The 20,881-nt window shown below is 36.8% G+C and carries 19 protein-coding genes; 9 read left to right on the top strand and 10 right to left on the bottom strand.

All coding sequences use genetic code 11. The annotated features are described in order from the left end of the window. The first annotated feature begins 119 nt into the window (after positions 1 to 119). Together KIM67_RS15275 and KIM67_RS15270 are read left to right on the top strand one after the other, a co-directional pair. The gene (locus KIM67_RS15275; protein WP_213832418.1) at positions 120 to 1,457 is read left to right on the top strand and encodes an amidohydrolase family protein; all 1,338 of its coding nucleotides are present in this window, start codon (positions 120 to 122) and stop codon (positions 1,455 to 1,457) included. Between the two features lie 6 nt (positions 1,458 to 1,463). After that, the gene (locus KIM67_RS15270; protein ID WP_213832417.1) at positions 1,464 to 2,096 is read left to right on the top strand and encodes a hemolysin III family protein; all 633 of its coding nucleotides are present in this window, start codon (positions 1,464 to 1,466) and stop codon (positions 2,094 to 2,096) included. Positions 2,097 to 2,104: 8 nt separating this feature from the next. Here the strand turns inward: KIM67_RS15270 and KIM67_RS15265 are convergent, their stop codons facing one another. Then, positions 2,105 to 2,773, bottom strand: a complete 669-nt coding sequence (locus KIM67_RS15265) for a ZIP family metal transporter (RefSeq protein ID WP_213832416.1) — start codon at positions 2,771 to 2,773, stop codon at positions 2,105 to 2,107. A gap of 74 nt (positions 2,774 to 2,847) precedes the next feature. Between KIM67_RS15265 and KIM67_RS15260 the strand changes: the two genes are divergently transcribed. Together KIM67_RS15260 and KIM67_RS15255 are read left to right on the top strand one after the other, a co-directional pair. Then, a complete protein-coding gene (locus KIM67_RS15260; protein ID WP_213832415.1) occupies positions 2,848 to 4,014 on the top strand; it encodes a class I SAM-dependent RNA methyltransferase in 1,167 nt (388 codons plus the stop codon). Beyond that, positions 4,011 to 4,241: a hypothetical protein gene (locus KIM67_RS15255; protein WP_213832414.1), complete on the top strand. Its 231-nt coding sequence runs from the start codon at positions 4,011 to 4,013 to the stop codon at positions 4,239 to 4,241. The genes KIM67_RS15260 and KIM67_RS15255 overlap by 4 nt, the downstream gene beginning before the upstream one ends. A 30-nt stretch (positions 4,242 to 4,271) precedes the next feature. On the opposite strand, the gene KIM67_RS15250 is transcribed toward KIM67_RS15255, so the two are convergent. The 4 genes from KIM67_RS15250 to rlmD are packed head-to-tail and all read right to left on the bottom strand — an operon-like array spanning position 4,272 to position 7,408. Then, the gene (locus KIM67_RS15250) at positions 4,272 to 4,613 is read right to left on the bottom strand and encodes a VOC family protein (RefSeq protein WP_213832413.1); all 342 of its coding nucleotides are present in this window, start codon (positions 4,611 to 4,613) and stop codon (positions 4,272 to 4,274) included. A 45-nt stretch (positions 4,614 to 4,658) separates the two neighbouring features. Next, complete coding sequence (locus KIM67_RS15245; protein WP_213832412.1) at positions 4,659 to 5,468, bottom strand: DUF6048 family protein; 810 nt, start codon at positions 5,466 to 5,468, stop codon at positions 4,659 to 4,661. After that, positions 5,449 to 5,967: a DUF6452 family protein gene (locus KIM67_RS15240; RefSeq protein ID WP_213832411.1), complete on the bottom strand. Its 519-nt coding sequence runs from the start codon at positions 5,965 to 5,967 to the stop codon at positions 5,449 to 5,451. Before KIM67_RS15240 ends, KIM67_RS15245 begins: the two co-directional genes overlap by 20 nt. 28 nt (positions 5,968 to 5,995) lie before the next feature. Continuing rightward, complete coding sequence (rlmD, locus tag KIM67_RS15235; RefSeq protein ID WP_213832410.1) at positions 5,996 to 7,408, bottom strand: 23S rRNA (uracil(1939)-C(5))-methyltransferase RlmD; 1,413 nt, start codon at positions 7,406 to 7,408, stop codon at positions 5,996 to 5,998. A 120-nt stretch (positions 7,409 to 7,528) separates the two neighbouring features. On the opposite strand from rlmD, the gene KIM67_RS15230 reads away from it, so the two are divergent. The 3 genes from KIM67_RS15230 (at position 7,529) to rocD (ending at position 9,854) form a co-directional block, all read left to right on the top strand. Further along, the gene (locus KIM67_RS15230; protein WP_213832409.1) at positions 7,529 to 8,071 is read left to right on the top strand and encodes an RNA polymerase sigma factor; all 543 of its coding nucleotides are present in this window, start codon (positions 7,529 to 7,531) and stop codon (positions 8,069 to 8,071) included. After that, complete coding sequence (locus KIM67_RS15225; protein ID WP_213832408.1) at positions 8,068 to 8,454, top strand: DUF6768 family protein; 387 nt, start codon at positions 8,068 to 8,070, stop codon at positions 8,452 to 8,454. The genes KIM67_RS15230 and KIM67_RS15225 overlap by 4 nt, the downstream gene beginning before the upstream one ends. A 122-nt stretch (positions 8,455 to 8,576) precedes the next feature. Further along, positions 8,577 to 9,854: an ornithine--oxo-acid transaminase gene (rocD, locus tag KIM67_RS15220; RefSeq protein ID WP_213832407.1), complete on the top strand. Its 1,278-nt coding sequence runs from the start codon at positions 8,577 to 8,579 to the stop codon at positions 9,852 to 9,854. Positions 9,855 to 9,927: 73 nt separating this feature from the next. Here rocD and KIM67_RS15215 read toward each other — a convergent pair whose 3' ends face one another. The 5 genes from KIM67_RS15215 to KIM67_RS15195 form a co-directional block, all read right to left on the bottom strand. Continuing rightward, positions 9,928 to 11,004, bottom strand: coding sequence for a trypsin-like peptidase domain-containing protein (locus KIM67_RS15215; RefSeq protein WP_213832406.1), 1,077 nt, complete (start codon positions 11,002 to 11,004; stop codon positions 9,928 to 9,930). Between the two features lie 18 nt (positions 11,005 to 11,022). Further along, positions 11,023 to 12,198, bottom strand: coding sequence for a hypothetical protein (locus tag KIM67_RS15210; RefSeq protein ID WP_213832405.1), 1,176 nt, complete (start codon positions 12,196 to 12,198; stop codon positions 11,023 to 11,025). A gap of 258 nt (positions 12,199 to 12,456) precedes the next feature. Beyond that, positions 12,457 to 13,509, bottom strand: coding sequence for an LD-carboxypeptidase (locus KIM67_RS15205; protein ID WP_213832404.1), 1,053 nt, complete (start codon positions 13,507 to 13,509; stop codon positions 12,457 to 12,459). Between the two features lie 199 nt (positions 13,510 to 13,708). Next, complete coding sequence (locus KIM67_RS15200) at positions 13,709 to 15,037, bottom strand: carboxypeptidase-like regulatory domain-containing protein (RefSeq protein ID WP_213832403.1); 1,329 nt, start codon at positions 15,035 to 15,037, stop codon at positions 13,709 to 13,711. Between the two features lie 116 nt (positions 15,038 to 15,153). After that, a complete protein-coding gene (locus tag KIM67_RS15195) occupies positions 15,154 to 17,610 on the bottom strand; it encodes a M14 family metallopeptidase (protein WP_213832402.1) in 2,457 nt (818 codons plus the stop codon). A 161-nt stretch (positions 17,611 to 17,771) separates the two neighbouring features. Between KIM67_RS15195 and bshC the strand changes: the two genes are divergently transcribed. Both bshC and KIM67_RS15185 read left to right on the top strand, forming a co-directional pair. Beyond that, positions 17,772 to 19,376 (top strand): bacillithiol biosynthesis cysteine-adding enzyme BshC, encoded by a 1,605-nt coding sequence (gene bshC / locus KIM67_RS15190; RefSeq protein ID WP_213832401.1) that lies wholly within the window; start codon positions 17,772 to 17,774, stop codon positions 19,374 to 19,376. 2 nt (positions 19,377 to 19,378) lie between these two features. Next, positions 19,379 to 20,752: a glycosyltransferase family 39 protein gene (locus KIM67_RS15185; protein ID WP_213832400.1), complete on the top strand. Its 1,374-nt coding sequence runs from the start codon at positions 19,379 to 19,381 to the stop codon at positions 20,750 to 20,752. The last annotated feature ends 129 nt before the right edge of the window (positions 20,753 to 20,881 follow it).

The raw sequence follows: 20,881 nt of genomic DNA, 5'->3' as shown, positions 1-20,881 counted from the left end.
ACTGCTATACCAAGTGGGAGAGTAGGTCGCCGCCTTCCTCGACGTCCCGTACAACTGTACGGGACGTTTTTTTTTAATTAGGTTTCATGTTTGTATTATCTTTAGAAAAAACATGACCAATGCTTAAACTCCGATTTACTTTTTGTGTCTTTTTAATTGTGACTTTCGTTTTCTCCCAAGAAAATCAGCTTAAAGCCTTGGTTGGGGGAACTTTAATAGATGGTTTTGGTTCTGATCCGATCAAGAATAGCGTGGTTTTAATAGAGGGTGACCGAATTAAAAAGGTTGGTACGACAGAAACTTTATCCATTCCAAAAAACGCCGAAATCATTTCTACGGAAGGAATGAGTGTGCTGCCAGGACTTTGGGATATGCATGTACACACTATGATTAATGGTCATGCAGATTATACATATTGGGATAAGACATATCCTCCATTGTTTAAGGATGTTATTATGCCCGCTTCCGCACATCAACTTTTAATGGCTGGTGTTACTAGTGCTAGAGATTTAGGTGGGCCTTTGGAGGAGAGCATTGCTGTTAGAGATGCCATAAATAATGGCGAAATACCTGGTGCAACTTTATACATATCGGGACCTTTTATTCAGCATAAGCCCTATCCAGGCACAGAAGATTTTCGTTGGGGAGTCAATGGTCCTGAAGACGGAAGAAAGAAAATCAGAAGGTTGGCGAATGCGGGAGTGGATGTCATTAAACTGATTGATCAGGATAGGATGACGATGGAAGAAGTTAATGCTGTAGTAGATGAGGCCCATAAAAATAGTTTAAAAGTAGTTGCGCACAGTCATAGACCGGAAGAAATCCGGAGGGGATTGCTGGCAGGTGCAGACTGTTTTGAGCATACAGGTTTATCTTCTTCACCAAAGTACCCTGATGATATCATGGAAATGATAAGGGAACGTACGGCAGATATGAGTCAAGGCCCTCTTTTTTGGTGTCCTACAGTAGAAGGTTTGTACAACTACGAATACGTAAGGGATAACGGAGAGCATTTGGATAACGACTCATGGCACCGTGGACTACCGGATTCTGTAATAACGGACATAAAAGAAAGTATAAAACATCCTGATAGGTTGCCTTATTTTCAATTAACACCTTCAAGAAAACCTACATTAAAAACTAAAATACTTCAATTATTAGATGCTGGCGTCGTATTGATGATAGGCACTGATAGCGGTATTCCAATGAAGTTTCATAGTCAATCAACCTGGAACGAATTGGATGTATGGGTAAATGAATTTGATATCGACCCAATGTATGCGATTAGAGGAGCTACCTATTGGCCAGCACTTTGGATGGGAGTTGCGGATGAAGTTGGTACGGTTACTCCAGGTAAATATGCTGATATCATTGCCGTAAAAGGAGATGTGCTCCGACATATTAGTTTATTGCAAGATGTGGATTTGGTTATAAAACACGGAAAACAATATAAATAAGTCTACTTGACTCTAAATCCTAAATCTGTTTTAATTGAAGAAAAGTGGAATTGCTACTCCCATGCGCTAGGCATTGTTCTTGCGTTGGTCGGATTTGTTTTTTTTCTCCAGAAAGACTTAAGCAAAACACCATATCTATTAGGTAGTATAATTGTCTATAGTATTTCACTTGTACTTTTGTTTACGGCATCTACAGTATACCATGGAGTGCTAAATCCAAAAATGAAAAAACAACTTCGGATTTTGGACCATATCAGTATTTACTATTTGATTGCTGGAACTTATACTCCTGTTTGTTTAATAATCCTATCGGATTCCAAAGGATGGTTACTTTTTTATTTTGTATGGGGAATAGCTCTTTTTGGTACTATTTTGAAGCTATTTTTTACAGGAAAATTTGAATTTTTTTCACTTATACTTTATGGGATAATGGGATGGTTGATTGTACTTGACTTTAATTTTCTTTCAGAAAGCTTGTCTAATGATAGTTTGTTTTTACTTGGTTTAGGTGGTGCTTTTTATACTATAGGAATCCTATTTTATGCCATCAAACGCATACTCTACAACCATTTGATTTGGCATTTTTTTGTATTGGGTGGAGCCATTAGTCACTGGCTAATGATTTATGGGATAACTTGATTATTTTTCTACATCAAATAGGCAATCCCAATCCCTAAAACAATTACCAGAATTTTTCTCAAATTAAAGGAATGGCCCTGTGAACTTTCAAAAAGGATGACCGTGGAAATATGTAGAAATACTCCTATGGCCAAGCTCGTAAATATATAACCATATGATTTCACCCAGGATACTTGGGCAAGATAGCTGCCAATTGGTGTCATTAATGAAAACACACCAATAAACAAAATCACTAAACTCCTTTTAAGATTAGAACGAAGTAAAAATATACTTAGAATTATAGCTACAGGAATTTTATGTATAACAATTGCGTATAATATGGAATTGTTTTCATGAATTGGAACTCCTTCAATCAATGCATGTATCGATAAACTTAAAAATAACAATAATGGGAATTTGTTTTTCTTTAAATTCAAGTGTACGTGACCATGCTCAGCTCCTTTGGAAAAGAATTCTAAAAAAATCTGAAGCAAAATCCCTCCTAAAATAAACAGTGCAATAATTTTTGGATTAGATTTTTGATAGACTTCGGGCAATAGCTCAAAGAAAGTGAGGGCCAATAAAAATGAGCCACTAAAGGCTAACAGAAGCTTTATGTTTTTCTTGTTTTTGGGCCTTGAGATTAATGCAAATACAAAACCTGCCCAAACGGCCAAAATAGGTATAATGAAAATCATGCAATGAGTGCTACTTATTAGCTAGGTTGAAGGCGTAAAAATAGCCTATTTTTACCGAAAGATTTTATAGCAGCATGTCGGGAAATTTTAAAATGTTGGCGAAAACCCTATATGGTTTTGAACCTATTTTAGCAAAAGAACTGCGGAACCTAGGTGCAGGAAATGTAGAAGAAGGCGTAAGGAACGTTACTTTTGACGGGGACACGGGGTTTTTATACAAGGCAAATCTTTGTTTGCGTACCGCTTTGAAAATAATGAAACCAATTTCAAGGTTTCGTGTATTCAGTGAAAAAGAATTATACAGACAGGTTTATGATATTGACTGGTCGGATTTATTTGACCATGACAAAACTTTTGCAATCGATACTACCATGAATTCGGAAGTGTTCAATAATTCTCTATTTGTTTCGCAAAGGGCAAAGGATGCCATTGTAGATAAGTTTAGGGCAACTACACGACAACGCCCCAATGTTAATACACATGATCCAGATATCCGAATCAATATCCATCTGTACAAGAATTCCTGTACAGTTTCTCTTGATAGTTCTGGTACATCGCTGCACCAGCGTGGTTATCGTATATCGACCAACATTGCACCGATCAATGAAGTCTTGGCTGCTGGTCTACTGCTCACGAGCGGCTGGAACGGAACTACAGATTTTTTAGATCCTATGTGCGGTAGTGGTACTTTCTTGATAGAGGCTGCAATGATTGCTTGTAACGTTCCCGCTAACATTAATAGGTCATCTTACTCCTTTATGCATTGGAACGATTTTGATGATGAGCTGTATGAAAAAATTATTGCTGCCAGCTTGAACAAAACCCGTGAATTTCATCATAAAATCATTGGGTATGATAAAGCTCCTTCTGCTACACGAAAAGCTCAAGAAAATGTAGATAATGCAAATCTTTCAGAATACATTACAATAGAGCGAAAGGATTTTTTTAGAACCGAGAAACCGGTTGATACTAAATTACATATGGTCTTTAATCCGCCTTATGGGGAACGTCTTCAAATAGATGTTGAGGATTTTTATGCTAAGATTGGAAATACGTTGAAACAAAACTACCCTGGTACAAACGCTTGGTTGATTACATCTAATCTAGAGGCATTAAAATACGTAGGTCTTAGACCTTCTAGAAAGATAAAGGCCTTTAATGGTAAGTTGGAATCCAGGTTAGTGAAGTACGAGATGTATGAAGGAAGTAAAAAAGCGAAGTATAAAACCGATACTCAATGAAACCAAAATACAAAGCATTGCTTTTCAATTTTATTGCCTTTGTGGTCTTATTTCTTATTGCTCGTTTGGTTTTGGGATATTATTTGCCTATCAGCCCCATTTTTTTGGCCGTTACCTCTGCCATAATTGCCAATATTTTGGCCCCTAAATTTGGCGCTATTAAAACAGATGAAGGCGAAAGGGTATTAATGAAATGGATTTTTATTAAAGGGATGAGAGAAATATGATGTTCTGGTCATATCCGGTTTCTAGAAAACTTATTTATCCGTCCAAACAGCTAATTCATTGCCAGATGGATCAGTAAATTGAAATCTGCTGCCCCCAGGAAAAGAGAAGATATCTACAGTTATTTTTCCTCCTAGAGCAATAATCTGTGATTTGATTTCTTCAAGGTTATCATAGTAAAGTACTACTAGAACGCTATTTGTTATTTCTTCCTCGGTCGTTTCAAACCCTCCTTCGATACCACTTTCTGAAAATGCAGTATAGGTAGTACCGTAATCGGTAAAAACCCATCCAAAAGCTTTGTTGTAAAACGATTTAGTTGCTTCAAGGTCTTTTGCCTTAAATTCTACGTAGTTGATGGGGATTTTCTTCATTCTGGTTTATTTTTTAATGTTTTAAAGATTGTACGAACAAAAACTTTACTCTTCTTCAGATTCAGGAACCTCCTTTTTTTTCTTTTTTGATTTTTTGTACAGCGGGAGAAAGTATGAGATGGAGTAATTATAGCTCACTCCAAAATTACTTCCATCAGTTATTCTGTTAAAACCGGGAACCCAAAGATTGGGAAAGCGCTCTTCTTCCGTGTTTGTAATCAGAAAGCCTAAACGTGCACTCATTCCTACATATATATTTGCAAATAGCTCTGCTTTTAATCCTAATACAAATTCCAACCAAGATGCACTAAGGCCACTAAATTCTTCACCTTCTTCAGCTCCAACCAAAAACTCACCTGGATTAAAAAAACGATTACTATTAAAAATATTATACTCGTTTAAGGTTTGGCTAAAAGTTGAAAAAGCATAACGGCCGCCAACAGTAATCGCATTGTTCATACCATACCAATTTTCGTAGGTATTCATGTCAATACCAAGCTTTATATAACTTCCAGAAGACGTATAGTTGTAAAGCGGGCTATTGCCCACATCTTCGAAAATAGTTTTTTCTTCATTGCCTAGCTCTGCCGCTAAATACATTTTTTCTGTAAGTCTATAGTCACCAACTATTTCAAAACCCGTATAGTCCTCATCAAGAAAAGACAATAATGGTCTATTTAAATCTATACCTACTCGTAGGCCATACTCCTGTTTGTACTCAATCGTATCCTTTGGTTGAAGGTCAATAGGTTTGTTTTCAACGGTATCTTTTTGTTGAGAATCAATAGGTTTATCCTGACCAAATCCAGAAAAGCAAAAGAAAATAACAAAAAGGTTAGTGAAATATCTTGACATGGATAGTGTTGGAATTTTCTATAGTTTGTTGGACAATGGTAATATCCTCTATCCAATTATTATCGCTTTCGGGTAACGTAATGCTAAGATTATCGTAATTGCCCACAAAACCACAAGCTTTGGAAGCAAAGGCTTCACGCGGTTCATAATTAAATGTCAATGTATCAATATCACCTGTTTCTGCTTCTGTTTCAGCATCGTCCGCAGAATTGGTTATAAATGTAAACCTAGTATTGTTGGCATCTACACGCAGCGGAATAAATATTGAATCTGATGAATTTGAACGGTCGGTAAAAGTATCTGACGAAAAAATACTGTCGTTGTCAAGAGCCCTAATTCTAAATGTTGGTACAGATTTGAACAGTGTAGTGTCTATAGCATCATAAAAACCAATGATCAACAATGGAGTATCGCCATCAACGCAGATATCATCTTTTTCGCACGAAGCAAAATATCCTATCAAAAAGGTTAAGATTACGATGGGAATTATTCTTTTCATTCTAGTGTAAAACCTTTTTAATCAAAAATTATACCCGATTTTCCAAAAGTACAACATTTTCAACATGGTGGGTCTGTGGGAACATGTCCACAGGTTGTACTCGGGTTACATTATATTTTTCTTTTAACAACGCTAAATCCCTTGCTTGTGTAGCACTATTACAACTTACGTAAACTATTTTTTCTGGAGCAACCTGTAACAGTTGTTCTACTACTTGTTTGTGCATTCCATCTCGGGGAGGATCCGTAATGATAACATCGGGCTTACCGTTCTCTTCAATAAATGCCGTAGTAAAGACATTTTTCATGTCACCCACAAAAAAATCTGTGTTTGAAATACCGTTGCGAACAGCATTTCCTTTAGCGTCCTCAATAGCTTCTGGAACAGATTCAATTCCAACAACTTTTTTCGCTTTTTTCGCTACGAATTGTGCTATGGTTCCAGTTCCTGTGTATAAATCATACACCAATTCATTTCCAGATAAACCAGCAAAATCGCGGGTAATTTTATATAGTTCGTAGGCCTGTTCCGAGTTGGTTTGATAAAACGATTTGGCGTTTATTTTAAATTGAAGCCCTTCCATTTCTTCAAAAATATGGTCACGGCCTGCAAAACATACTACTTCTTGATCGTAAATGGTATCGTTCTGTTTTTGATTAATGACGTACTGTAAAGAGGTAATTTTTGGAAATTTTGCTTTAATATGGTTTAAGAGTGATTCACGTTTCTCTTCATTATCTTCAAAAAACTGTATGAGCAACATGATTTCGCCTGTAGATGAAGTTCTCAACATCATTGTGCGTAACATTCCTTCCTGATGTCTTGGGTTAAAAAACGAGATTCCGTTTTCAGTTGCAAATTTTTTCACTTCTAAACGGATTGCGTTGGAAGGATCCTCTTGCAAATGACAGTTTTTTATATCTAAAATTTTATCCCACATACCGGGTATATGAAAACCAAGTGCGTTTCTATCTTCGATTTGCGCTGAGGAATTGATTTCTTCTTCGGTAAGCCAACGACTGCTAGAGAAGGAAAATTCCATTTTATTTCTGTAGAAGTACTGTTTTTGGGACCCAAGTATTGGTGTTATTTTGGGTAGTTCAAGATGTCCTATGCGTTTAAGGTTATTTTCTACTTCACTTTGTTTAAAATTGAGTTGATGCTCGTAGCCCATGTGTTGCCATTTGCATCCGCCACAGACCCCAAAATGTTCACATTTTGGCGTTGTTCTTTTATCGGAAAATTGATGAAATTTAGTGGCTATACCTTCAAAGAACGCTTTTCTTTTTTTTGTGGTCATGACATCCACAACGTCACCGGGAACAGCGTTGGTTAGAAAGATTACTCTACCATCAGGAGCTTTTCCCACGGATTTTCCCTTGGCGCCGGCATCTATTACCTCAACATTTTCAAATGTTTGTCGACTTCTTTTTTTACGCATTTGGCAAAAGTAAGAATAGGTTTCTATAAAGAACAAGTAACTTGTATAAATGAACAGTTAAAAATTATCCTTTTTTTTGAACCTTTTAGATAATTCCGTGTCTATTAGATGACACATGATATGAAAACAAGAGAAAAAGTTTTTGATGGTTTGGTAGTATTGGAATATCAATCTGGAAATAGGAAATCTTTATCCATATTGGTAAAGCGGCATCATGTTAGATTGTGTAAGCATTCTTATAGATATACCTACGATGTTGAAGCTTCAAAAGATATCGTCCAAGATTCATGGAGGACTATTACTAGCAAGCTTTATACACTTAAGAATCCCAACAGTTTTAGCAGTTGGGCCACAAGAATAGTGACCAGAAAGTCTCTGGATTATTTAAGTAAACTAAAAAGAAACAGGAAGAATATTGAAGGCATTGATGAAGATGCTACAATGAACGATGCAGAGGATTACAGGGAGCCTAAGATTAAAAAACTTCTTTTGGCAATAAAAGAATTACCGGAAAATCAACAGATGGTGTTGAGACTATTTTATTTGGAGGAATATTCGTTAAGCGAAATTGGCAACATTTTGGAAATATCGGTGGGAACGGCAAAATCAAGATTATTCTACGGAAGAGAAAAATTAAAAGAATTATTAAAGACAAAAGGATGAAAAATGACAATGAAAAAATAGACGAGCTTATTAAAGAAGCTTTAACCCAAGAAGAGGCAAAATTTTATGATGAACTCGGCGAACAGAATATTTTTGAAAAACTTGGAGGGGTATTTAGAGGAAAACTGGGATGGTTGGCCATAATAATGAATTTGGTCAATCTCATTATTTTAGGATTACTTATATTCTGTATCGTCCAATTTTTAAATACAAACGTGACAAATGAGCTTATTGAATGGGGAACAGCAATATTTGTGTGCCTAATCTTTATGGGGATGATAAAACTTTTTGTATGGATGCAAATGGACAAGAATGATATTTTAAGGGAACTTAAACGGTTAGAACTACAAATTGCAACTTTATCGAATAAAAAGAATGATTGACAAATATTTAATAAATTAGCATCCCCTCAGGGATGATTTCTCTCCCACGCTGAATTTTCGAGACTTCGAAAGGATAAAGGTATTGTAGGAATGGTTATTTTATCAATTTAAACACATTTAAAATGGCTGTTTTAGAACATTTAACATCGCAACAGGCGATAACATTGGAAAACAAGTACGGCGCACAAAACTATCATCCTTTACCAGTTGTTCTGAGTAGGGGTGAAGGGGTGTTCGTATGGGACGTTGAAGGCAAAAAGTATTATGATTTTTTATCTGCCTACTCGGCAGTAAACCAAGGGCATTGTCACCCTAAAATTATTGGTGCTTTAAAAAGTCAGGCTGACAACTTGACGTTGACTTCCCGTGCATTTTATAACGATATCTTGGGAAGGTACGAAGAATTCGCGACCAAATTTTTTGGCTACGATAAGCTGTTGCCCATGAATACTGGTGCAGAAGCGGTGGAAACTGCATTAAAACTGGCGCGGAAGTGGGCCTATGAGAAGAAGGGTATTCCTGCTAATCAAGCTAAAATTATTGTTTGTCAAAATAATTTCCATGGACGTACTATCTCTATCATATCTGCATCGAACGACCCTATTGCAACAGAGAACTTTGGACCGTTTACCCCAGGTATTGTTTCGATTCGATATAATGATATCAATGCCTTACAAGAAGCATTATTGGATGAAAATGTAGCTGCATTCTTAGTGGAACCTATACAGGGCGAGGCGGGTGTCTATGTTCCCGATGACAACTATATAAAAGAGGCTTTGGAGTTATGTAAATCCAAAAACGTGCTCTTTATGGCCGACGAGGTGCAAACCGGTATTGCCCGTACAGGTAGATTATTGGCTACCTGTGGCAATTGTTCTTGCCCAGATAAAAATTGTTCAGGCACTCCGGATGTAAAACCAGATGTTCTGATTCTTGGAAAAGCTATTTCTGGTGGAGTCCTACCTGTATCTGCTGTTTTGGCAAACGACGAAATTATGGAAGTAATCCGTCCGGGTAATCATGGGTCTACCTTTGGCGGAAATCCATTATCCTGCGCCGTTGCCATTGCTGCTTTAGAAGTAGTAAGGGATGAGCGTTTGGCAGAAAATGCTTTTGAATTGGGTCAACTGTTTCGTTCTGAAATGGAAAAACTGATAGAAGAAACTGATTTGGTGCGTTTGGTTCGAGGTAAAGGCCTGCTCAATGCCATTGTGATCAATGATTCTGAAGATAGCTCTACAGCTTGGGACATATGTATGGCGTTAAAGGAAAATGGGCTTTTGGCCAAACCTACCCATGGTAATATTATACGTTTTGCTCCTCCTTTGGTAATGACCAAAGAAGAGTTGTTGGATTGTATCGGTATCATTTCCAAAACACTTAAAGAGTTTGATGCTTAGCATCGGCTTTATCCAAATAAAGAGGGCTTTGATATATTATCAAAGCCCTTTTTTTCACTTCTAAGAAGAAAAGTTATGATTCTTCTTTTGCTTCTATGGACATCTCACAACCATAATTGTCCGCAAAGAAGTTATCTAAATCATCAGCTTTGAGGGCTAAGTTCTTCAAATTTTCTTTCACGGTATCTGCATGATCTGTAAAAATATCGGAAAGGTGTGTTCTATATGAGATGTAGATTTTATTCTCATGTATACCCAAATAATACGGGTCTACATTTTTCTCGAGCAAATAGGTCATTAACTCTTGAATGTTCTTTTTGGGTAAATTGTTCAAGGGTGATGTCGCTACTAAATAATCCCGCTTAAAGACAAAGATTCGGATTAAGGCACTACCTTGATGAAATTCCCAATAATCTCTACCGGCTCTTCCCAGGACGGGATTTATGCCCAATTCTGTAAGTGCGTTTTCAACAAATTGTGCAAAATGACTTTTTTCGAATTCTTCCCAAATGGAAATATCCATAGTATTTCCACAGTTTGCACAAAACTCACATTCTTTCCCCATATAGCTATCACAAGAGTTGCACTTGACACTATAAACCGGGTTTTCTACGGAAGCGAAATCATTTATTTCTTTGATCAAGTCTGAATGCTTGATTCCAAACCCTACGTTATCCGCATTGTTGAATTTTGAAGTTGTTACCCCGATTAGGACTCCTGCTTCGTTCAACATTGGCCCCCCAGAGTTGCCTGGGTTTACGGCGGCATCGGTCTGAATATAATTTCTGTTTCCCATGGGCTGGTTGCTAGATGAAACAATACCTTCTGTTATGGTATAGGGCATTCCAAAGGGATAACCATTTATGAATACTTTTTGGGTATTGGCCACGATGATTTCTTCTTGTAGGGAAATATCGGTCTCCTTATTTTCAAAGCCTTCAATTTTTAAAAAGGCTAAATCTACTTCTGGGTTCACCATGACAACGTTGGCCACGAACCTATCTTTCTTATAATCTTCTACAGCTACTACTTTTTCACCTTTTACTACATGGTAATTTGTAATGACCTGATTATATCCACTAACAGTAAATCCGGTGCCGGTACCAGAAGCTGTTACAATTTTAAAAACTGATTTTTTTATATTTTCCATTTTTTTCTTCTTTGTAGATTAACCGAATAGTTTTGAGAACAATCCTTTTTTGGAGCCTTTGGATACTTTGACTGCTTTTGTGTTACCATCTAAAAATCCATAGTAGGTTTTTAAAAGCATGGGCGCAGCTTGATGCAGTTCTTTCCCCGAGACTTTTTCCAAAACATCATATATGGCATTTTTATGATGCTCCTCCAAGTTGAAATTGTAAATAATATGGAGGAAAGAGTATTGTAAATAATAGCACAGCATCATATTGTTCCCATCCTTCACATACCTGTTTACATTATTTTCCATATTCTTGGCATCGTTTTGGAGTATTTGGGTAGAACTACGCCATTTTAATGAGATAAACGCTTCGGCATGATAGATATCCTGCATAAACTCTTCTTTTGATTTTGCACATAGCTTTTGCATAAAGCTTATGCCTTTGTCTATCCTATACTTAAAATCGATTTGACCATTGAAGAGATTGCCCACATATTCTTCTAATTTGGTTCTCAATGTACCATGCACGTAGGGCATGTTCACTATTTTTAAGATGGAGAGTACGGCAATATCCCACTGAAAGTCATCCCATCTCTTATCCTTAAAGAAGGCACTATATTCTTTATATTCTTCTAGAACGCTGCTTATCTGCTGCCATACTTGTTCTTTTTCCGTTTCTGTCAATGGGGTTACTCTTGGCTCTTGGTAAAATTCAGCCTTGTATTTATCTATAAATTCATCGTCATAATTGTCAGCATAAACGCTTATTTCCCGTAGTACATCATATACCTTGTAAGGCTGGCACAATGCTATTGGCATTTCATATTCAAACCACAAAGCGCCTTCAATTAGGTGGATTTGTGCCAAGGTCAATGGATTAAAGTTGATTTCTGCCACTCTTCGGAACAGCGCTACCTTATTGGTATCATCAGTTATCTTTACGAATGGCGCCTTGACCAAAAAAGTATCATTTTTAATGGTCATTTGAACTTCAGCTGACCCTTGCCCCTGTACAATTTCAATGTCCCCACTGGTGTCTTTTCCCTGTAAAATCTTGGAGTTGATGTAATTAATGGTCTCGATCAATGCTTCCCTGTGGTTTTTGGCATCGTAAGCGTCCATTGCCTTATCCCAATACGAAACATCTGTTTTAGGTTCATCTTTACTTTTAATAGGTCGTTGAAAATGTGGTACTACGTTCTTCATAGAAAACTGAATAATGGTTAAACTTTAAATATGATTTAAAAAAGGGGCTATTGGTTATGTTATTATTAATCACCTCATTAAGTGCATGTTAAGATTTAAGCAAATATCTAATTTATTCTATATCCATAAGGCCCTTAAAGAGGGGGTACTGTTATCACTGTAAACAGGGGGGTAAACTGTTTTAATAGCAGAGACGCTTTGGCTTTAACTTTTAAACTGAAAAAAGTACGGATCATTGTCCGCTATCGCAATGGTCCTTCAAAGCACTGCCTTTTCCAAAATCTTCAAGGTCATTTTATCTGCATCCCAATGTGCATTGAGACCTATGGGAAACGTAAAATTGTTTGGTACATGACCAAAGCTCATACCATAGGCCGCTGGAATGTTCAAAGGGGCTATTCTGTCCATGATGACTTCTTTTAACGTGAACGATTTAGAGTTTGAACTTGAATTACAGCCAGCGCAAACTCCAAAAACAATCCCTTTGGCGTTTTTAAAGCTAGGTCCTTCAATGAGTTGGGTAAGCATCCTATCTATTCGGTAAGGTGCTTCCTCCACATCCTCTAAACAAACAATGGTATCGGTAAAATCTATTTCGTGTGGTGTTCCTATAAGTGCATTGACCAAAGTAAGGCTTCCTCCAACCAATTTTCCGGTAGATTGTCCCGAGGTTATTGTATACCGTTCATATTCCACATCATTTATCATTTCTTCATCCTCTAGTGTAACATTGGTGATGACCTGTGGATATTTGGGATGTACTAATGAGCTGCTAAACTCTTGTTGGCTGTAATCATCGTTTAAGGTACTGCCAACAGGTCCGTGAAAGGTAATCAGTCCAGTTTCCTTTTGGATACCGTTTAGCAATGCAGTAATATCGCTGAACCCTATCAGTATTTTTGGGTTCAATTTAATGTTTTCGTAATCTATCATTTGCATGATGCGCGTACAGCCATATCCGCCTCTTGCACATAGAATTGCATCTACTTTTGTATTTGCGAACATATCGTTCAGGTCAGCTGCCCTTTCTTTATCCGTATCGCTAAAATAGCCATGGTTACCATGAATACGATCGGTATGAAAAGGAACAAATCCCATTTTCTTCAGTGTTTCTTTTATTTCTTCAAGTATGTTGGCTTTAACAGCGTACCCCGGGGCAATAAGGCCTATAGTATCTCCTTTTTTTAATCGTTTGGCAAGTAATCTGGAGCTTTGGTGTTCGTTGTTTTTTTCTGAAAAAGCAACATTTGGTAGAACAGCCGTTGCGGATAGCAAAGCGGTCAAGTTGAGGAATCTTCTCCTTTTAATCATGTAAGTGGAATTTTTTGATGCCTTGAAGTTAAAACCTTTAAGATGACGACCAAAAAATGTTAATAAAATAAAAGAAGGATATTTATTTTTTTTAAGTCCAATATGTCAAGTTGAGCGCATCGAAACTCAATATGCGTATGTTAAGTATTTCGACAAGCTCAATATGACATTTAAGATTGCTTTTAAAACCTTGTAAGCTTTATGGTTTTGATGCGCTACTGCCATTGGATTTAGACCTTCGTAGCTGTCGTTGTATTTTTTTGATAGCTGATTCGATAGACTTTTCAGGTTCAATGATGTTGTATTCACCCCAAAAATCTGGATCGGAGAAACCTATGGCCTCATCACTCAAAATAATGGACTTCTTAAGTCTTTCCCTGTTTTTGGGTAACTTTCCATCTAAATTTTTTTCCCAGTCTGTAATGGCCATTTCTGCCGTCATACTATAAACGGAATTAAATAACTTATTCTTCCAGTTTACTTTAAATTCCATTAAAACATTACTGTATCCGTAATACCATTTACCTCCTTTTTCCCTATAATCGACCCGATAAGCAACTTCGGTTGGCCAAACATTTACATTGGCAGGTTTTCTCCGAACAAATAGTTTGGCCGCTTTATCCTTATCGATTATGTTGAGGGAATAAATTGCACTGGTTAGGGTCTTGTTTTCTACATCTATAAATAGCTCTCCAGCATACAAGGGTTCAGCAATAGTTTCCCTTTGCTCAAATTTGACAACGTAAATCAATTTATCGTTAATTCTTGTGGAACGGCTAAAAGTAAATTTATAGTCAGATAAGTATTCTGGTGCAAAAATATACTCAGGATATTTCATGATATCCACGTACAATGTATTGAAGGGTCCTCCTTGTAATTTGAGGGCAACGGTATCCAGTTTGCTGTAATCGGTGCTTTTTCTGGCTTTGTAAAGCTCTACAGCATCGCTACGCAGGGAATTGTAAGGTGATTTATAGATATTCACAACAGCTTCCGATAAAGAAACATTTTTTCTTCTCTTTTTGATGGTCTCCCTGTAGAAAGCAGTCATTAATGTTGGGTCTTCAAAGTAATTATCTCCTTTTCTTGCTAAAGTTTCCCTAACCAAAGCTCCAGCATCTTTTGGAACATTTACATTCACTCCAGAAAGTTCGGTCACTAAAATAGTAAGTGCTATTTTGTTGTTATTGGGTTTCAATTCAGAGAGTTCAATACTCTGGCTCTTGTAGCCCAGGAAAGAAACTATTACGGTTCCCGTGTTCATACTTTTGGGAATTTTTAAAAGAAAACTCCCTTCGGTATTGGTTATGGTACTGATATTTGTTCCCTCTACCGCAAGTGAAGCAAACACAAGAGGCTTTTTTGAGGCTTCATCCATTACTTCGCCCCTGTATTGATTAAAATCGTTCGAAGTGTTCTCCTCTTGTTGAAATGCAAACACATTAACAGTGCATGCTATCCATGCGAACAGCAAAAGCAGTAACGTTACAGATGTTTTTTTTGTGAAAGTGTGTATAGATGTTGACATAGCCTAGCTTTTTTGTTAAAATTCAATCTAATAAAGATACACAATTCCATGGATAATAATTCTACATATGCAGGTTAATTATTAAGTAAAAGGTTAAAAATCAGAAGAAAAGAAAATTAATTTGCCATAAATAGAGCATTGGCAAAGAATAATTTACCATTTTCCCAGAAGCCCCTAAACAATGGATTGTCCACCATATAGATAACTTGACCCTTTCCATATTGTTCAGCCCCAAAGATAAGAGAGTTACCTACTTTTTTTTGTGCTTCGCTCCCTGCAAAACCAGAAACAGGTTTTGCGTCTTTCTCAAGATAAACGGCATTACCGTTTTTAAGATACTCATAACTGGAACTTCCCAATTTTAAAGTAAAGTACTCTTTTCCGTACCCGTAAGCTAATGGATGGGTATTATCTACCTTCGTTTTAAAGATTGCCCCTGTAATGGCTTTTTTGACTCGTTCCCTTTGCGTATTCATATGTGGCTTTGGAGTATTTTTAGTAGAGTCTTTCACTGCTTCTTTTTTCTTGATACTGAATCCTTTTTCTCCGTCTATTGCGTCAATGGCCCCGCCAAAGGCGATAAGTTTACCGCCATTTTTGACCCAGTCCTGTAGTTTCTTTAGTTGTTTTTCATTGAACATTGTACCATAACTTCCATCTGGTAATACAAAAACGTGGTAGTCGTTCAAATTTATTTTGTCCATGTAATCACTATCGATTACAGAGAGCGGATATTCCAATTGCTGTTCAAAAAAGTGCCAAATTTCACCAAAACGCAGGGTTGAGGTCGGTTTTCCAGATAAAACCGCAATTTTAGGTTTAACAATCATTTTGACATATGAGGAACCAAAATCTTTTCCTGAATCGACAAACCCTGTTTTTGAACCGGTAATTTTTTTATTGAATTTTTTAGAAGTTTTTTTCAAGATCTCGATAAAATCGGTCTTATTTTGATTGTCTGTCTTTGTGATAATCAAGCTTCCTCGTTCAAAAGATTTTCCCTCTATGGAAAATGGATGGTCAGCTTTTCTGATCCGTATGCCTTCCTTCAATAATTCAGCTAAGAAGCGCGCATCTTTCATACTGTCCCAGTCTGTTATATAAGCATAGGTATCTGAATTTATAAAATCATTTGATCGTGTTTCTTGTTCTGTCCTTTCATTTCCTTTAGCAACGTTGGTATTACTTGCAATTCCGTTCAACCCATAGGCATATGGAAGCGACCAAGCTGTAATATCATAGGTAAGCGAATCACTAAGTTTGGCATCGGGCTCAAATAAAACCTTTACCAAGGTTCCTTTGGGCTGATCGGTGGACACTACTAGACTGTTTTCCGATGTCGACATAGTACCGATACTTCCAGAGTTATAGTTAAATCCTTTGACCGAACCATTGGTTGCGTTTCCAAATTCAATGTCATGTTTGGTCAATAAATTCTTTAGCGCTTCAATGTTATCCTCATTCCCATTAAGGACATAGCTTTTATATTTAAAATTTCGATTCTGATAAAATTTCCTGAACTCAGTATTTAATTTATCGGCATTTTTGGATGAAACTTCCACAGTGGACATTCCCGTGGTGTAATGGTGGGCTATTCTATCTTTAAGTGTTAACGTGTCTCCGATTCTTGTCAGTACTCCAAGACCTCCACGACCACTTCCGCCTTGTTCGTAGGTCATTCCAATAGCTCCGTTATAGGTAGGGTAGGTATCTCCGTAACTTGGGTAGAACAAGTCAAAAATTTCTTTTGTGAAATAAAACCAACCATTTTCATCAAAATATTTTGCATGGTTTTTTCCCAAAGTCACTTGAAAATCACGTTGAAAATCGGTGATGACTTCATGATAAGGCTCCGCTGCGGGCGCAAAATAGTATGGATTGTCTACACCCTGCTCATGAAAATCTACATGTACATGGGGCAGCCACTTGTTGTATACCACTATGCGTTGTTGGCTTTCAACCTGGGTCAACCATGCCCAATCCCTGTTCAAATCAAACATGTAGTGATTACTTCGTCCAGTCCACCAACCCTCATGATGTTCTTTACTGTTAGGGTCTACTTGATAGGGTGAATTTTTATATTGATTGTACCAATTGCTATAACGGTCACGACCATCTGGATTAATGCAAGGGTCCATAATGACGACCGTGTTTTCCAAATAGGAACTTTTGGAAGTCAATAATTCATAGATGGTCTGCAAAGAAGCTTCTGTTCCCGAACTTTCATTGCCATGCACATTATAACTTAGCCATACGATTGCTTTGGAAGTATCCCCTGTCCCTTCTGTATCCTTTATATGCTCTCTTCTAATATTCTCCAGATTGGAGATATTGGTTGCAGAAGAAACATAGGCCAGTAAAAGGGGTCTACGTTCATTGGTCTTGCCATAGACGGTGAGCTTTACCCTATCCGCAGCTTCTTTGGCCAAATATTCATAGTAATCAACAACTTCGTAATGTCTGGTAAATTCAGTGCCAAGTTCATAACCCAAAAACTCTGAGGGTGATTTTAATTGTTGCGCGAATATTGAAAAAGAAGTCAGTACAAGTAACGATAGTAAAATTCTGGTCATATAAAGGTTTATCTGCTATTTTCAAATCTAATGATAAATTCCAAGATCATCATTTTCGTTTTGATGGAGAACATGTAAAATTCGCTAAGAAAGTAATTAACGTATTTTTAGCGATAGAAAAAAAAGAAGACATTTATCTTTAGCAACTTATTGAAACTTTAATGGAAGTAGATTGTATCCCTTTTAAAGAAACCGGTTATTTTTCCAAACTTATTTGCGATTATCTTGACCAAAAAGAAGACCTGACACCTTTTTATAATAGATTTCCCCACCTTGAGAATTTTGAACATCAACTACAAGAAAAAGCATCCAACTACCCTTTAAGTAATAGAAAAATTTTAGTGGATGCCTTGAACGAGCAATACAAAGGTTTTGAGGTTTCTGATGCAATAGTAGAAAAAGTTGCTTCTTTAGCATATGAAAAAACGTTTACAGTGGTTACGGGACACCAGTTGAATCTATTTACTGGCCCGCTTTATTTTTTGTACAAGATTATTTCTACGATAAATCTAACCGAACAGCTTAAAAATAAATATCCAGAATATGATTTTGTACCCATATATTGGATGGCTACCGAAGACCACGATTTTGATGAAATCAACTACTTTAATTTTAATGGACAAAAAGTTCAATGGAATAAAAAAGCTTCAGGAGCCGTTGGAGTATTAAACACTGAGGGGCTCGACTCGGTCATGGATACTTTTGCCTCTCAGATAGGAAATACGGACAATGCCAAAAGATTAAAATCTTTGTTCAAGAGTGCATACGTAGAACATTCAAACCTTTCAGATGCTACGCGTTATTTGGCGAATAAACTTTTTGGAAAGTATGGTCTGGTGATTATTGACGGTGATGATGCCAAACTAAAACAATTGTTGGTTCCGTTCGCAAAGAAAGATATTTTTGAAAACAAACCTTTCTATAAAGTTTCTGAAGCAATTGATTCCTTGTCCGCTGTCTCTTCGGATTATACTATTCAAGTGAACCCTAGGGAGATCAATTATTTTTATCTTTTGGATGGGATTCGAGAGCGAATCGTAAAGAATGGCGATAATTTCTATGTGAACAATACCGAAATCACATTCTCGCAAAGCGGATTGATCGAGGAAATTGAAAAACATCCAGAGCGGTTTTCGCCCAATGTTATCGCACGTCCGCTATATCAAGAAATTATTCTTCCAAATCTATGCTATATCGGAGGAGGAGGAGAGTTGGCCTATTGGTTGGAGCTGAAGTCCTATTTTGAAGCTATGGATGTTACCTTTCCAATGCTCTTGCTCAGAAATTCAGCTTTATTGATTACGGAAAAACAGTCGAAGAAAATTGAAAATTTGAATTTAAAGGTTTCCGACCTTTTTTTAAAACAAAATAGTTTCATCAATAAAAAGATTCGGGAAATCTCCAATATCGATATTGATTTTTCACCTCAAAAAAGGCATTTGGAAGAACAGTTCCAGAATCTTTACCAGCTTGCGGAACAAACTGATGCTACCTTTATTGGTGCCATAAAAGCCCAAGAGGTAAAACAAAAAAAAGGATTGGACACTCTAGAAAAAAGATTGCTCAAAGCACAAAAGCGAAAATTAAAAGACCACGTCATACGAATGACGGATATCCAAAACGAACTCTTTCCCAATGCATCTTTACAAGAACGTCAGCTTAATTTTTCCACCTTGTATCTGGAGTTTGGGGAACAGCTTATTCCGGAGTTAATGGACAGCCTGAATCCTTTCTTGAATGAGTTTCTCATAGTAAAAACCTCCTGAGTGTGCTAAGAAGGATAAAAAGCTTGCCGTTGGAATGGGTTTTGGCGCTGGTTTCCTTTATTGCTATAATTTTTATCAGCTATCTCAAAACTTCATTGGAATTGGAAGATGCCGAGCAGGCCTATTATTCACAATGGTGGAGATTGGGCTATGATGACCAACCTCCTTTATATACTTGGTTGCAAAAAGTGGTGAACGCTATATTTGGAGTCACTAAATTTTCTTTCTCGTTTTTGCGAGCTATTTTTTTCGCAGCCACACTCTTGGCTTTTTATGAATTTGGTAGAAAAGTATTGAAAGATAAGTTCAAGGCCCAGTTGGTTGTATTGAGTTCGGCGTTGATTCCTGTTTTTATCGATTTTACCTTCAGGAGGCTGTCCCATACGTTACTGCTCGGTCTGGTTATTTTACTAACTTTTAATGTTATAGCTAGACTAATTGAAAAAAAGAGTTCCCATGATTATATTTTATTGGGAATTTGTTTTGGTATAGGAATGCTTTCTAAATACAATTATGCATTTTTCTTGTTGGCAGTTATGGTAACTTCACTTTTTGACTTGACTATTAAACGTGTTTTTTGGAACAAAAGAATCTTGATTTCATATAGTATTGCTATAATACTTTTCTTGCCCCATCTATATTGGTACACTACCACAGCTTATTTGCAAAATGTACAAGAAAGCCTGTATATGAAGTTGGGCACAGAAGGAGATGGAACAATCGTTTTTACACCTTTTCTTGAAACCTTTAAGGCCTTTTTTGAGATTGGCGCTCCCTTTATCTTAGTTTTTATCTTGCTATTTCTATTTAAAGTAGTGCAATGGCGAAAAGCAGAGCGTTCAGGTTGGCTTTTTAAACTAATAGTGGGACAAGTAGTATTACTGACTCTATGTTTTATGCTCATGGATGTTCAGGAAGTCCAAACGCGTTGGCTGCTTCCATTGGTACTGCCCTACGCAGTAGTTTTTATGGAAAGTATCGATATCAATAAAGAAAATAGCAGAAAGGCAGGAATTGTTCTGTTTTTATTGATTATCACATTTCAAGTATTACGTACTCCAATGGAACGATTTTTAGGAATACCGTCAGCTATTCACTTTGATTATGGACACCTATCAAAAAAATTAAAAACAGATTATGCTAATGCCGTCTGGGTTTTGCCCAATGTTACTTACGGTGGGCAAATTAGATTGTTGAATCCAAAAAAAGAACTTTTAACGTTGGATGATTTCTCAATACCAGACAAGAAAAAGAAAGGCGATAACCTTATAATCGTATCCAACTTGAAAAACGTTTTTGGAAACTTGCAGCCCAAAGACAGCATCTTAAATTATGGGCCTGAGCAGGAAAAATTATATTTTTTTCAGAAAAACTGATTTTAAAGTAGGGTTTCTTCCAAGCTAGTTGTTTTAACACTGAAAATTGCTTTGAAATTTTCAAAAAAATATGAGTGGTCAAACTCATATGTTTAGGTTGGTTTTGATTTTATTAAAAAGCCCCGGAGT

Source organism: Flagellimonas sp. 389 (genome assembly GCF_018449435.1).
Lineage (GTDB): Bacteria > Bacteroidota > Bacteroidia > Flavobacteriales > Flavobacteriaceae > Flagellimonas.
The sequence above is the reverse complement of the archived record's forward strand: the minus strand, read 5'-3'. Positions and strand labels throughout refer to the sequence as shown.